Source organism: Cellulomonas taurus (assembly GCF_012931845.1).
Taxonomy (GTDB): domain Bacteria; phylum Actinomycetota; class Actinomycetes; order Actinomycetales; family Cellulomonadaceae; genus Cellulomonas; species Cellulomonas taurus.
On sequence record NZ_CP051884.1, the window covers coordinates 2,765,201 to 2,778,362 of the forward strand.

The 13,162-nt window shown below is 72.2% G+C and carries 13 protein-coding genes; 4 read left to right on the top strand and 9 right to left on the bottom strand.

The annotated features are described in order from the left end of the window. Window positions 1–9 precede the first annotated feature (9 nt). Both HGK68_RS12795 and HGK68_RS12800 read left to right on the top strand, forming a co-directional pair. Entirely contained in the window at window positions 10–996 is a 987-nt protein-coding gene (locus HGK68_RS12795) for an LLM class F420-dependent oxidoreductase (protein ID WP_169166317.1), read from the top strand. Between the two features lie 510 nt (window positions 997–1,506). Then, window positions 1,507–2,412, top strand: coding sequence for a hypothetical protein (locus HGK68_RS12800; RefSeq protein WP_169166318.1), 906 nt, complete (start codon window positions 1,507–1,509; stop codon window positions 2,410–2,412). Window positions 2,413–2,513: 101 nt separating this feature from the next. On the opposite strand, the gene HGK68_RS12805 is transcribed toward HGK68_RS12800, so the two are convergent. Continuing rightward, window positions 2,514–2,867, bottom strand: coding sequence for a holo-ACP synthase (locus HGK68_RS12805; RefSeq protein ID WP_169166319.1), 354 nt, complete (start codon window positions 2,865–2,867; stop codon window positions 2,514–2,516). Window positions 2,868–2,874: 7 nt separating this feature from the next. Then, the gene (glmS, locus tag HGK68_RS12810) at window positions 2,875–4,728 is read right to left on the bottom strand and encodes a glutamine--fructose-6-phosphate transaminase (isomerizing) (RefSeq protein ID WP_169166320.1); all 1,854 of its coding nucleotides are present in this window, start codon (window positions 4,726–4,728) and stop codon (window positions 2,875–2,877) included. A gap of 72 nt (window positions 4,729–4,800) precedes the next feature. Here glmS and coaA point away from each other — a divergent pair, with 72 nt between their 5' ends. Beyond that, a complete protein-coding gene (gene coaA / locus HGK68_RS12815; RefSeq protein WP_169166321.1) occupies window positions 4,801–5,757 on the top strand; it encodes a type I pantothenate kinase in 957 nt (318 codons plus the stop codon). A 3-nt stretch (window positions 5,758–5,760) separates the two neighbouring features. On the opposite strand, the gene HGK68_RS12820 is transcribed toward coaA, so the two are convergent. The 7 genes from HGK68_RS12820 to HGK68_RS12850 all read right to left on the bottom strand — a co-directional run bounded on the left by HGK68_RS12820 (window position 5,761) and on the right by HGK68_RS12850 (window position 12,649). Continuing rightward, window positions 5,761–6,345: a hypothetical protein gene (locus tag HGK68_RS12820; protein WP_169166322.1), complete on the bottom strand. Its 585-nt coding sequence runs from the start codon at window positions 6,343–6,345 to the stop codon at window positions 5,761–5,763. 244 nt (window positions 6,346–6,589) lie between these two features. Continuing rightward, window positions 6,590–7,339, bottom strand: a complete 750-nt coding sequence (locus HGK68_RS12825; protein WP_246260369.1) for a DedA family protein — start codon at window positions 7,337–7,339, stop codon at window positions 6,590–6,592. A gap of 250 nt (window positions 7,340–7,589) precedes the next feature. Beyond that, on the bottom strand, window positions 7,590–8,324 hold the full coding sequence (locus HGK68_RS12830) for a peptide deformylase (protein ID WP_343036900.1): 735 nt from the start codon (window positions 8,322–8,324) through the stop codon (window positions 7,590–7,592). Beyond that, window positions 8,321–9,673, bottom strand: coding sequence for a phosphoglucosamine mutase (glmM, locus tag HGK68_RS12835; protein WP_169166323.1), 1,353 nt, complete (start codon window positions 9,671–9,673; stop codon window positions 8,321–8,323). Before glmM ends, HGK68_RS12830 begins: the two co-directional genes overlap by 4 nt. A 105-nt stretch (window positions 9,674–9,778) precedes the next feature. Continuing rightward, a complete protein-coding gene (gene rpsI / locus HGK68_RS12840; protein ID WP_169166324.1) occupies window positions 9,779–10,264 on the bottom strand; it encodes a 30S ribosomal protein S9 in 486 nt (161 codons plus the stop codon). Window positions 10,265–10,302: 38 nt separating this feature from the next. Beyond that, window positions 10,303–10,749 (bottom strand): 50S ribosomal protein L13, encoded by a 447-nt coding sequence (gene rplM, locus HGK68_RS12845; RefSeq protein WP_168630743.1) that lies wholly within the window; start codon window positions 10,747–10,749, stop codon window positions 10,303–10,305. 208 nt (window positions 10,750–10,957) lie between these two features. Beyond that, entirely contained in the window at window positions 10,958–12,649 is a 1,692-nt protein-coding gene (locus HGK68_RS12850) for an ABC-F family ATP-binding cassette domain-containing protein (RefSeq protein WP_169166325.1), read from the bottom strand. Window positions 12,650–12,738: 89 nt separating this feature from the next. On the opposite strand from HGK68_RS12850, the gene HGK68_RS12855 reads away from it, so the two are divergent. Further along, entirely contained in the window at window positions 12,739–13,161 is a 423-nt protein-coding gene (locus HGK68_RS12855; RefSeq protein ID WP_169166326.1) for a DUF5709 domain-containing protein, read from the top strand. The last annotated feature ends 1 nt before the right edge of the window (window position 13,162 follow it).

Below are 13,162 nucleotides of genomic sequence, written 5' to 3' on the forward strand. Positions count from 1 at the left end.
TTCGTCACCATGCGCTTCGGACTCTTCATCCCCCAGGGTTGGCGGCAGGATCTCACCGGCATCGCACCGGCCGAGCACTGGGCCGTCATGCACGACCTCGCCCAGCACGCCGACACCGGTGACGTCTGGGACTCGATCTGGGTCTACGACCACTTCCACGCGGTGCCCGAGCCCAACGGCGAGGCGACCCACGAGGCGTGGAGCCTGATCAACGCCTACGCCGCCACCACCCGCCGGGTGAAGCTCGGCCAGATGTGCACCTGCATGTCCTACCGCAACCCCGCCTACCTCGCGAAGGTCGCCGCCACCGCCGACCTGATCAGCGGCGGGCGGGTGCAGATGGGCATCGGCGCCGGGTGGTACGAGCACGAGTGGCGCGCCTACGGCTACGGCTTCCCCTCCGCCGGGGAGCGGATCGCCGCACTGGACGAGGGTGTCCAGATCATGAAGCAGATGTGGACCAACGGCGTGGCCACCCTCAACGGGACGCACTACCAGGTCGACGGCGCCCAGCTCGCCCCGCTGCCGATCCAGGTCGACGGCCCGCCGCTGTGGATCGCCGGAGGCGGCGAGAAGAAGACCCTCCGGATCGCCGCCGAGCACGCGCAGTTCACGAACTTCGACGGCACCCCGGCCGGGTTCGCCCACAAGTCCACCGTGCTCCAGGAGCACTGCGCCGCCATCGGCCGCAACTACGACGAGATCACCCGCTCGGCCAACTACAACGTGGTGATCGGTGCCACTGAGGCCGAGGTGGACGACAAGATCGCCTGGGTCGAGGAGCACTACGCGAACACCGTCCCGGACAAGGCACCCGGCCTGGCCGAGGACTTCCGCAACGGACCGCTGGTCGGCACCCCCGAGCAGATCGTGGAGAAGCTCACCGAGCTGAACGACCTCGGCATGACCTACGCGATCTGCTACTTCCTCGACGCCGCCTACGACCGCAGCAGCATCGAGCTCTTCGAGCGCGAGGTCGCCCCGGCCCTGCGCTGACCCCGCGCCTCATGCGCATGCATGCGCGGGCGGGCGGGTGGGCGCGCGGGGTCCTGCACGCGCGCACCCCCGCACGCGAGCACGCATCCCTGCACCCGCCCCGCCCCCCGCTGCGCGCGCACCCACGCACCCTGCCCTGCCCTGCCCTGCCCTGCCCTGCCCTGCCCTGCCCTGCCCTGCCCTGCCCTGCCCTGCCCTGCCCTGCCCTGCCCTGCCCTGCCGAGGCTACGGAAACCGACGCTCCCCGCCGGAAACTGCGACGGTCTCAGTAGTCTCAGCGTCGATCGCGAGGCGCGGGTCGGCAGACACGCGGGTAGGCAGACACGCGGGTCGGCAGACACGCGGGTCGGCAGACACGCGGGTGGGGCAGGCGCGCAGCCGACCCGGTGTGCGGGCGTGCGCGCGGGCAGGCGCGAGTGGGTGTGCGAGCGCCTGTGGACGGGCCGGGGTCGTCCCCAACCGGGCTGGAGCGGCATGGACTGCCGGGGCACCAGGCGGCAGGTTCGGCGGATGAACCCGCGTCTGACTCCGATGCCCGATGCCGTGGCCCGGCGCACGTTCACCGCGGCCGAGGCACGCAGTGCGGGAGTCAGCGAGCGTCGACTCCGGCACCGGTCGCTGCGAGCACCGCATCACGGCGTCCGTTCGACGATGCCCGCTCCGGACAGTGTCGTCGCGCGGTGTCGCGACGCACTGCTCGTCCTGCCGAGCACCGCGGTGTTCAGCCACGCCACCGCACTCGATCTGCTGCGGGTCGACCGTCCGATCGGGGTCCGGCACCCCGATGCGCTGCACGTCCAGGTCCCGGCGGGGACCAGTTGGCCGCGTCGGCCGGGACTGCGCGGACACTCCCGCGCCGACCCGGACCGTCCCCGTGTGAGTCGCTACGGGCTCCCGGTGTCCACCCCGGAGTGGGTGTGGGTCGAGATGGCCCCCGAGCTCGAGCTCGTCGAACTGGTCGTGCTGGCCGACGCGTTGATGCGGCGACGTCGCCCGCTGACCTCGCCGGAACGTCTGCGGCGGCGGGTCGAGCTGCTGCCTGCGGGCCGCCGCGGCGTTGGTCGGCTGCGGGCCGCCCTCCCGTTGATCCGCCCGCGGACCGACTCGTGCATGGAGACCCGGCTGCGCCTGCACATCGTCGGCTCAGGCCTTCCGGCCCCGGTGGTGAACGGCGAACTGGTCGACCGTTCGGGACGGTTCCTGCTGATGCCGGACCTGGTCTATCCCTCGCAGCGGGTCGCGATCGAGTACGACGGTGACGTCCACCGCACCGACCCTGCCACCTGGCGTCGTGACATCACCCGACGGCGCACCCTCGAATCCGCCGACTGGACCGTCCTCACCTGCGTGGCCGACGACATCCGCGACCCGCGCCCCTTCCTCCGGCACCTGCGCACGGCACTCGCGTCGAGATGACAGAGATCGACGCTTCTCAGTCCTGGTTGCGACGATTTCCGTAGACTCGGCGAGCGCAGGCCGAAGCACAGACTCGGCGAGAGCGCGGGCCGGAGCGGAGGTCAGTCGCGTTCGGCGACGCACATGGCGCTGGCGATGCCGGCGTCGTGGGAGATCGAGAGGTGGAAGCGCGCGACGCCGAGGCGGTCGGCGACCGCGGCGACGGTGCCGGTGACCTCGACCACCGGTTGTTCGCCGACCACCCGGCGCACGGTCGCGTCCTGCCAGTGCATCCCACCCGGCGCGCCGAGTGCCTTGGCGATCGCCTCCTTGGCGGCGAACCGGGCTGCCAGTGACGCATCGGGCAGGTCCCGCTCCTCCGGGGTGAAGAGTCGCTCGCGCAGGGCGGGCACCCGCTCCACCGTGGCGATGAAGCGGGCGACGTCGACCACGTCGATGCCCACCCCGACGATCACGCGCGGCTCACTCGACCGTGACGGACTTCGCCAGGTTGCGCGGCTGGTCGACGTCCAGGCCGCGGGCGGTGGCCAGCTCGCAGGCGAAGATCTGCAACGGCACCACGGACAGCAGCGGCGCGAGCAGCGTCGGCGACTGCGGCACGTAGAACACCTCGTCGGAGTAGGCGCGCACCGCCTCGTCGCCCTCCTCCGCGATCACCAGGGTGCGGGCACCGCGGGCGCGGATCTCCTGGATGTTGGAGACCACCTTGGAGTGCAGCGAGTCCCGGCCACGCGGGCTGGGCACGATGACGAACACCGGCTGCCCCGGCTCGATCAGCGCGATCGGACCGTGCTTGAGCTCGCCGGCCGCGAAACCCTCGGCGTGGATGTAGGCCAGCTCCTTGAGCTTGAGCGCGCCCTCCATCGCCACCGGGAACCCGACGTGCCGGCCGAGGAACAGCACCGAGGAGGTGTCGGCCATCCAGCGCGCGATCTCCCGCACCCGGTCGGAGCGGTCGAGCACCTCCTGGATCTTGCCCGGCATCGCCCGCAGGTCGGTGAGGATCTCGCCGATCTCGTCGGCGTACTTGTTGCCGCGCAGCTGGGCGAGGTACAGCCCGAGCAGGTAGGCGGCGGTGATCTGCGCCAGGAACGCCTTGGTGGACGCCACAGCGACCTCGGGGCCGGCGTGGGTGTAGAGCACCGCGTCCGACTCGCGCGGGATGGTCGACCCGTGGGTGTTGCAGATCGCCAGCACCTTCGCGCCCTGCTCCCGGGCGTGCCGGATCGCCATCAGGGTGTCCATGGTCTCCCCGGACTGGGAGATCGCGACCACCAGGGTGCGGGCGTTGACGATCGGGTCGCGGTAGCGGAACTCGTGCGCGAGCTCCACCTCGACCGGGATCCGGCACCAGTGCTCGATGGCGTACTTCGCGACGTGACCGGCGTAGGCGGCGGTGCCGCAGGCGATCACGATGATCTTGTCCACCGAGCGCAGCACCGACTCGTCGATCCGCAGGTCGTCCAGGATCAGCTTGCCGGAGGTGTCGGTGCGGCCGAGCAGGGTGTCGGCGACGGCCTGCGGCTGGTCGGCGATCTCCTTGTCCATGAAGGAGCGGAATCCGCCCTTCTCGGCGGCGGCGGCGTCCCAGTCGACGGTGTACTCGCGGCCCTCGGCGGCGTTCCCGTGGAAGTCGGTGACCACGACGGCGTCGGGGGTGATCGTGACCACCTGGTCCTGCGCCAGCTCCAGCGCGCGATCGGTGCGGGCGATGAACGCCGCGACATCCGACCCCAGGTAGTTCGCGCCGTCACCGAGGCCGACGACCAGCGGGCTGTCGTGCCGGGCACCGACCACGGTGTCCGGGTGGTCGGCGTGCACGGCGAGCAGGGTGAACGTGCCGTGCAGGCCACGGACCACCGTGCGCATCGCCTCGGCCAGGTCGCCGACCTCGTCGTAGGCGGCGGACAGCAGGTGGGCGACCACCTCGGTGTCGGTCTCGGACAGCAGCGTCACGCCCTCGGCGATCAGAGTGTCCTTCAGCTGCGCGAAGTTCTCGATGATGCCGTTGTGGATGATGGCGATCTTGCCGGCGACGTGCGGGTGCGCGTTCACGTCGGTCGGCCCGCCGTGCGTGGCCCAGCGGGTGTGGCCGATCGCGGCGGTCGACGGCGGCAGCGGGTGGGCCTCCAGCTCGCCGATCAGGTTCGCGAGCTTCCCGGCCTTCTTCGCGGTGGCGAGGCCGTCAGCGGTGACCAGGGCGACACCGGCGGAGTCGTACCCCCGGTACTCCAGTCGACGCAGGCCCTCGAGGGCGACCTCCAACGGCTGTCCATCCGGCTGGTGAGCCCCGACGTATCCGACGATTCCACACATGGCGGCGAGTCTAAACGGTGCAGATCGCCCCGCCGCACCGCAGCATCGCCGCCGGTCAGGCAGAATCATCCGGTGCGATCCGACGCAGCCGTCAGCTCCTCCCCGTTCGTCGACCTGGACCGCGAGGCCTGGGTCCGGCTGTCCGAGTCCACCCCGCTCCCGCTCGGTGACGACGACGTGACCCGACTGCGCGGTCTGGGCGACCCGATCGACCTGGCCGAGGTGGATGCGATCTACCGCCCGCTGTCCCGGCTGCTCGACCTCTACATCACAGCGACCCGTCGACTGCACGCGGCGTCCTCGACCTTCCTGCACGAGGACACCCCGCGCACGCCCTACGTGATCGGCGTCGCCGGGTCGGTGGCGGTGGGCAAGTCGACCACCGCCCGCCTGCTCCGGGAGCTGATCGCCCGCTGGCCCGCGACGCCGAACGTCGCGCTGATGACCACCGACGGCTTCCTGTACCCGAATGCCGAGCTGGAGCGGCGTGGGCTGATGGGGCGCAAGGGCTTCCCGGAGAGCTACGACCGCCGCCGACTGCTGCAGTTCGTCTCCCGGGTCAAGGCCGGTCACAGCGAGGTCCGTGCCCCGGTCTACGACCACCTGACCTACGACATCGTGCCCGGTGCCGAGGTGGTGGTCCGCCGTCCGGACGTGCTGATCGTCGAGGGGCTGAACGTGTTGCAGCCGGCCCGTCCGGCGACCGAGGGCAGCACCAGCAACCTCGCCGTGAGCGACTTCTTCGACTTCTCGATCTACGTCGACGCCCGGACCGAGGACGCCCGGCAGTGGTACGTGGACCGGTTCCTGTCCCTGCGCTCGACCGCGTTCAGCCAGCCGGAGTCGTACTTCCACCGCTACGCGGGGCTGAGCGATGCCGAGGCGGTCGCCAAGGCGGAGAGCATCTGGGACTCGATCAACGCGCCCAACCTGGTGCGGAACATCCTGCCCACCCGCAGCCGGGCCACCCTGGTGCTCACCAAGGGCCGCGACCACGCGGTGCGCCGGGTACGGCTCCGCAAGCTGTAGGGGTCAGCCGGCGGTCTCGCGGGGCGCGACCAGGTGCACCGGCGCGTGCTCCACGTCGACGGCGTCCAGACCGTCCAGCGCCTCGCGCACCGGCGAGGGCAGACGCCCGCACATTGACCCGGGCACCGCCACTCGCAGCGCGTCACCCATCGTGTCCAGCAGCCACAGCTCCGCGCGCTGTCCGCCGGGGGCACAGGTGACCGCGGGGCTCGCCGACTGATCGGTGGCCAGGGCGGCGAGCAGCGCTGCCAGGTCGCCCTCGCGACGCGTGGTGGTGACCGCGGCCCACTCACCGGCGCTGTCGGTCATGGTCTCCCCGGTCGAACACTCGACCGCCAGCACCGGGGCGAAGTCGGCGGGCACCGGCACCGCCTCCGGTGCGTCCGGGTGCACTCCGGCCCGGCTCCGCTCGTCGCGGTCGAAGCCGAGCGCCGTCAGCACCTGGGGTGCGAGACAGTCGGCACCGGTGGTGGACGCCTGTGCGGTGCTGGTCGCGGGGGCGGCGGTGGGGACCGCGTTGACCGTGGGCACGGCGCACCCGGACAGCAGGAGGATCGCCCCCGCCACCAGCCCTCCACCGTGTCGCACGTCATGTCCTCGCCGTCGCCCGTCGACCGCACCCCGGCGGAGTGCGGTGGGGCGACAGCGCTGTGGCCCCGGACGAGGGTAGGCAGCCGTTCGGGTGAACAGGCCGGGCGATGCCGGATCGTGACGCCGACTCGGGGGATCGTTGCCGGGCCGTGACCGGAGGGGTGAGTCAGCTCACCCCAGGGTCGGCCCACCCCGGTGTCGGCGCACCCTGCGTCCGCCCTGGTGTCGGCCCACCCCGACGTCAGCCCGCCGGGCGCGGCGCGTGCGTGCCGACCGGCGTGGCCGACAGCTCGACGGCCTCGACCTGCATGTCCGTCCCGGGTGCGTCGGCGGCGTCGCGCTGATCGTCCGCCACCTCGGGCACCGCGCCGAGCGGCACGTCACTGACCCGGGTGAACCGGCGCAGCACCCAGTCGATCGCCAGGCCGACCACGGTGCCGACCACCACGCCGACCACGACCGCGATCAGCGGATGGTCCTCCAGCCAGACCCCGGCGCCCAGACCGATCAGGGTGCCGTAGCCCGCCCAGGTGGCCCCGGCCAGCGCTGTCAGCGCCATGAACCGCCGTCGCGGGTAGCCCAGCGCACCGGCGGTCATGTTCACCGCCACCCGGCCGATCGGCACGTACCGGGCGGCGAGGATGAAGGAGGAGCCGCGGTGCCGCAGGGCGTGTTCGGCCCAGGCCAACGCCTTGGCGCCGCGTTCACCGCGGAAGAACCGGATCCGGTGCACGTCGACCTTCGAGCCGATCTGGTAGGCGATCTGGTCCCCGACCCAGGCGCCGACGGCCGCGGCGAGCGCGATCAACAGCAGGTTCGGCGACCCGCTGGTCACCGCGACCGAGGCGAGCGCGATCACCACCGACTCCGACGGGATCGGCGGGAAGAACCCGTCGATCATCGCGAACAGGGCCAGCGCGGGATAGGCCCACGGCGACCCGGCCATCGCGGGGATCCACCCCTCGATCGCCGTGATCCAGTCCTGAAGCACCTGTCGCCCGCCTCCCGTGTCGTCGCCCCCTACGCTCGAACGGTAGGTGTCACGGCGCTGGGTCGCCCATGGGGGAAGCCCCCCACCTCTCCCCGGTGTTCCCCCCATCGTGCCTCGGGGTCACCGGCTCCAGCATCGGCCCGACGACTGACATCCGCGCCGGGCGCTCCGCCTCCGGGATGACGGGCGACGGCGTGCCGAACGACGGGACGACGCGCGATCGGAGGGTCCTGCCGCGCGGCGCTCCGGATCAGAATCCGAGGGTGCGGGCGGCGTCCTCGGGCCGCGGCTGTCCGGCCCAGTGCGCACCGAAGTCGTCGACGGCGGACAGCGAGCGGGTCAGCGCTCGGTCCAGGTAGAGCACGCCGTGCAGGTGGTCGGTCTCGTGCTGGACGATGCGGGCGGGCCAGCCCTGGACCACCTCGTCGACGGCGGTGCCGTGTTCGTCGGTGCAGCGCAGCCGCAGTCGGCGCAGCCGGGGCACCACTGCCTGGTAGCCCTCGACGCTGAGGCAGCCCTCGTAGAAGGACACCGGCTCCGGGTCCTCGTCGGGGACCGGGCTGTAGGTCGGGTTGACCAGCACCCGGAACGGCAGCGCCGGGCGCTCGCGCACCGCCTCGACCTCGGGGTCGCCGGCACCGGGGTCGGCGATCACGGCGAGGGCGATCGGCAGCCCGATCTGAGGCGCCGCCAACCCGACCCCGGGGGCCGCGTGCATGGTCCGGCGCATCACCGCGATCAGCTCGGTCAGGGTGGCGGCGTCGAGCTGTCCGGTCAGCGGCACCGCGCGCATCCGCAGCGCCGGGTGCCCGGCCTGCACGATCGGCACGATGCCCTGCGGGTCCTGGGCCGCGGCGGCGATCACGGCCGCCACTTGCTCCTGGACCAGCTCGTCCGGCCAGGTCGCCTGGCGCGCGTGCTCCGACCCCGGGGCGTCGGGCCAGCCGGTCGCCACGGGGTCGGGGTGCACGCGGTCGTCGGTCACAGCGCCAGCCGGTCCTTCACCACGTCGGCGAGCCCACCGGCGACCCGGTCGGCGTGCTCCTGGGTGGCGGCCTCGACCATCACCCGGACCAGCGGCTCGGTGCCGGAGGGGCGCAGCAGCACCCGGCCGGTGTGTCCGAGCTCGGCCGCAGCGGCGGCGACCGCCGCCTGCAGCGGCTCGTCGGCCTGCACCCGGGTGCGGTCCACGCCGGGGACGTTGATCAGCGTCTGCGGCAGGCGGTTCACGACCCCGGCCAGCTCGCTGAGCTTCTGACCGGTCTGCGCCACCCGGGCCGCCAGATGCAGGGCGGTCAGCGTGCCGTCGCCGGTGGTCGCGTGGTCGGCCATGATCACGTGGCCGGACTGCTCGCCACCGAGCGAGTAGCCGTGCGCGCGCATCTCCTCCAGGACGTACCGGTCGCCGACGGCGGTCTCCACCGTGCGCACCCCGGCCGCCTGCATCGCGAGCCGCAGACCCAGGTTGCTCATCACGGTGACGACCAGGGTGTCGTCGGCCAGCGCGCCGCGCTCCCGCAGAGCGAGGGCCAGGACGCCCATGATCTGGTCGCCGTCCACCAGCGCACCGGTGTGGTCCACCGCCAGGCAGCGGTCGGCGTCGCCGTCGAAGGCCACCCCCAGGTCGGCGCCGGAGGCCACGACGGCCGCCTGCAGCTGTTCGGGGTGGGTGGACCCGCAGGCCTCGTTGATGTTGCGGCCGTCCGGCGAGGCGTTGATCACCACGACGTCGGCGCCGGCCTCCCGGAGCGCCGCGGGGCCGACCTCACTGGCGGCGCCGTTCGCGCAGTCCACCGCGATCCGCAGCCCGGCCAGCGAGGTGCCGCCGATGGTCTGCACCAGGTGGGCGATGTACTGCTCACCGGCCTGCCCGGTGTCGGTCCGGATCCGGCCGACGTCGCCGCCGAGCGGCCGCTCCCAGTCCTCGCGCAGCCGGGCCTCGATGGCCAGCTCCAGGTCGTCGTCCAGCTTCAGACCACCGCGGGACAGGAACTTGATCCCGTTGTCCGGCATCGGGTTGTGCGAGGCGGACAGCACCACGCCGAGGTCGACGCCCAGCGCACCGGTCAGGTGTGCGACGGCAGGGGTGGGCAGCACACCGACGTTGATCACGTCGACACCCGCGGAGGCCAGTCCGGCGGCGACCGCCGCCGACAGGAACTCCCCGGATGCGCGCGGATCACGGCCGACCACTGCACGCGGCCGGTGTCCGGCGAACTCCCCACGCGAGCCGAGCACGTGCGCGGCGGCGACCGACAGGTCCAGCGCCACCTCCGCCGTGACATCCCGGTTGGCCAGGCCACGCACCCCATCGGTGCCGAACAGTCGTCCCATCGCGGACCTTCTCTCAACAACACGCCGTCATCGGCGCGAACGACACAAAACGGCCGATGGCCCCGAGGGTCGGACCCTCGGGGCCATCGGCCGCGTGCGCTGGGATCAGCGCTTGGAGTACTGAGGCGCCTTGCGGGCCTTCTTGAGTCCAGCCTTCTTCCGCTCGACGACGCGGGCGTCGCGGGTCAGGAAGCCGGCCTTCTTCAGCGCCGGGCGGTTGCTCTCGGCGTCGATCTCGTTCAGCGCCCGGGAGATGCCCAGACGCAGCGCACCGGCCTGGCCGGAGACGCCGCCACCCGAGATGCGGGCGATGACGTCGAAGCGGCCCTCGACCTCCACCAGCTTCAGCGGGGAGTTGACGAGCTGCTGGTGCACCTTGTTCGGGAAGTACTCCTCGAGCGTGCGCCCGTTGATCTTCCACTGGCCGGTGCCGGGCACCAGGCGCACGCGGGCGATCGCCTCCTTGCGGCGGCCCAGGGCCTGGCCCGGAGCCGTCAGGCTCTGGCCACGACCCGCCGGCGCGGCGGTCTCGGAGGTGTAGCTGCTGGGGGTCTCGCCCTCAAGGTCGTAGTCGACCGTGGTCTCGGCCACTGGTATTCCTCGCGTCCTGTCTTCTCGCGCTGGGGGCGTCAGCCCTGCGCGACCTGGGTGATCTCGAAGGGCTGGGGCTGCTGGGCGGCGTGCGGGTGCTCGGCGCCTGCGTAGACCTTCAGCTTCGACAGCTGCTGGCGAGCGAGCGAGCTCTTCGGGAGCATGCCCCGGACAGCCTTCTCGATCGCGCGCTCCGGGTGCTTCTCGAGCAGCTCGGAGTACGGGGTCGCCCGCAGACCACCCGGGTAACCGGAGTGGCGGTAGGCGAGCTTGGTCTCACGCTTGTTGCCGGTCAGGGCGACCTTCTCCGCGTTGATGACGATGACGAAGTCACCGCCGTCCACGTGGGGAGCAAACGTCGCCTTGTGCTTGCCGCGCAGCAGGGTCGCCACGTGGGTGGCCAGCCGGCCAAGGACAACATCGGTCGCGTCGATGACGTACCAGTTCCGCTGGACGTCGCCGGGCTTCGGGGTGTACGTGCGCACGGTCGTAGCCTTCGTCTCTTCTATCTGACTGTGTCCACGGCAGCCCGTAGAAGCCGGGTCCAGCCGATGAATGGATCGCCGCACGTCAGAGCCGGAAGCGGGCGAGTGGGATCGCACCAAGCTCCACAGGTGAACGCACAACGACTCACCAGGGTAGCCGGAGCCCCCCGTGGCGGTCAAAGCCGGTGGGCGATCGCATGCCGAGCGCTCATCTGACCCGCGACACCCGACCGGCGTCCCAGACGGGTTCCGGCGTCTCGACCACCGCACCGTCCTCCCCGAAGACCAGGAACCGGTCGAACCCCCGGGCGAACCAGCGGTCGTGGGTGACGGCCAGCACCGTGCCCTCGAAGGCCGCCAGCCCGGCCTCCAGCGCCTCCGCCGAGTGCAGGTCCAGGTTGTCGGTCGGCTCGTCCAGCAGGAGCAGGGTCGCGCCGCCGAGTTCGAGCAGCAGGATGTGGAACCGGGCCTGCTGACCGCCGGAGAGCGTCGCGTACCGCTGCTCCGCCGAGTCGACCAGCTCGTAGCGGTCCAGCGCCCGGCTGGCCGCCTCCCGGCCCATCCCCTGCCGCCGACCGTCCCCGGCGTGCAGGATCTCCAGGAGGGTCTTGTCACCGAACTCGGCGTCCTGGGCGTGCTGCCGGTTCTGCGCGAAGAACCCGGGCAGCACCCGCGACCCGAGCGTGACGACCCCGGTGTGGCTGACCGGGTCGATCGGCAGTGAGTCCACCGGCTGGTGCTCCGGACCGGGGTCGGAGCCACCGGCGGCCAGCAGCCGCAGGAAGTGCGACTTGCCGGACCCGTTCGACCCGAGCACCGCCACCCGCTCGCCGAACCACACCTCCAGGTCGAAGGGCTTCATCAGCCCGGTGAGCTCCAGGGTGGTCGCCACCACGGCGCGCTTCGCGGTCCGCCCGCCGCGCAGCCGGACCCGGACGTGCTGTTCCCGGGCCAACTGCTCGGGCGGCCCCGCCTCCTCGAACCGGCGCAGCCGGGTCTGCGCCGACTGGTAGCGGCTGGCCATGTCCGAGTTGTACTTGGCCTTCTGCTTGTACATCAGCACCAGGGCCTTCAACTGGGCGCGCTCCTCCTCCCAGCGGCGCAGCAGCTCCTCCTGCCGGGCCATCCGCTCGGCCCGCGCCTCGGCGTAGCCGGTGAAGGTGCCGCCGTGCAGCCAGATCCCGGCGCCGGAGGGTCGCGGTTCCAGGGTGGCGATCGCGGTGGGCACCCGGCTGAGCAGCTCACGGTCGTGGCTGACCAGCAGGACGGTCTTCTCCGACTCGATCAACCGCTGTTCCAACCAGCGCTTGGTCGGCACGTCCAGGGCGTTGTCCGGCTCGTCCAGCAGCAGCACCTCCTGCGGCCCGCGCAGCAGTGCCTCCAGCACCAGCCGTTTCTGCTCACCGCCGGACAGGGTGCGCACGGTGCGGTGCTGTGCCCGGTCGAAGGGGATGGACAGCACGGCGTCGGTCACCCGGTCCCAATCGGCCTCGACCTCGTAGCCGCCGACGTCCGCCCAGTCGGCGAGCGCCTGGGCGTACCGCATCTGGGCGGGCTCGTCGTCCGCCTCCATCATCGCCAGCTCGGCCGCCGACAGTTCGATCGCCGCCGCACCCACCGCCCCCGGCGTCAGCTCGGCGAGCAGGTCGCGCACCGACCGGTCGTCGGCGATCCTGCCCACGTCCTGCCGCATGACGCCCAGTCCGCCGGACCGGATGACGGTGCCGACCCGGGGGGCGAGCTCGCCGGTGACGATCTTCAGCAGGGTCGACTTCCCGGCGCCGTTCGGCCCGATCAGCGCCGTCCGACTGCCCTCCCCGACCCGCAGGTGCACGTCGTTGAGCAGCGGTCGGCCGTCGGGCAGGACGTGGCCGACACCGTTGATGTCCAGGTGACCCATACCGCCCAGGATGCCTGGTCGCCGGACCGCCCAGCCAGGTGATTTGCGTTCCGCTGGCGACCCGACCCACCCGGTGCCACCGTGGTCCCATGAGCGAGGACACCCCTGCCACCAGCACTGATCCGGCCACCGGGGCCGAGGGCGACGCGAACCAGCTGCCCGAGGAGGACACCCTGGTCGACCGCGGCGTCGACGACCTGTTGGACGAGGGCTACTCCCCGCCCGAGCGGCCGCGTCCCGCCGTCGCCCACTGGGGCGAGACGCCCTGGGAGGAGTCGCGCGGCGAGGACCTGGACCAGCGGGTCGCCCAGGAGGAGCCGGAGGTGTGGGAGTCCGACGAGCCGGTCGACCCCGCCCGCCAGCCGGACCGGGCCGGTCGCCTGGCCGAGGACGACGACGCGGTCGAGGCGGGCGGCAACGACCAGTTCGCCGTCGACGCCGGGGTCGACGGGGGTGCCGCCTCCGCCGAGGAGGCAGCCGTGCACGTCCTCGACGAGGACGATCAGTTCTGAC

Excerpts from the sequence above, each read along its gene's own strand:
- glmS (WP_169166320.1), bottom strand. The coding sequence starts at position 4,728 with ATGTGTGGAATCGTCGGATACGTCGGGGCTCACCAGCCGGATGGACAG.
- HGK68_RS12795 (WP_169166317.1), top strand. The coding sequence starts at position 10 with ATGCGCTTCGGACTCTTCATCCCCCAGGGTTGGCGGCAGGATCTCACC.
- HGK68_RS12800 (WP_169166318.1), top strand. The coding sequence starts at position 1,507 with ATGAACCCGCGTCTGACTCCGATGCCCGATGCCGTGGCCCGGCGCACG.
- HGK68_RS12855 (WP_169166326.1), top strand. The coding sequence starts at position 12,739 with ATGAGCGAGGACACCCCTGCCACCAGCACTGATCCGGCCACCGGGGCC.
- HGK68_RS12850 (WP_169166325.1), bottom strand. The coding sequence starts at position 12,649 with ATGGGTCACCTGGACATCAACGGTGTCGGCCACGTCCTGCCCGACGGC.
- glmM (WP_169166323.1), bottom strand. The coding sequence starts at position 9,673 with ATGGGACGACTGTTCGGCACCGATGGGGTGCGTGGCCTGGCCAACCGG.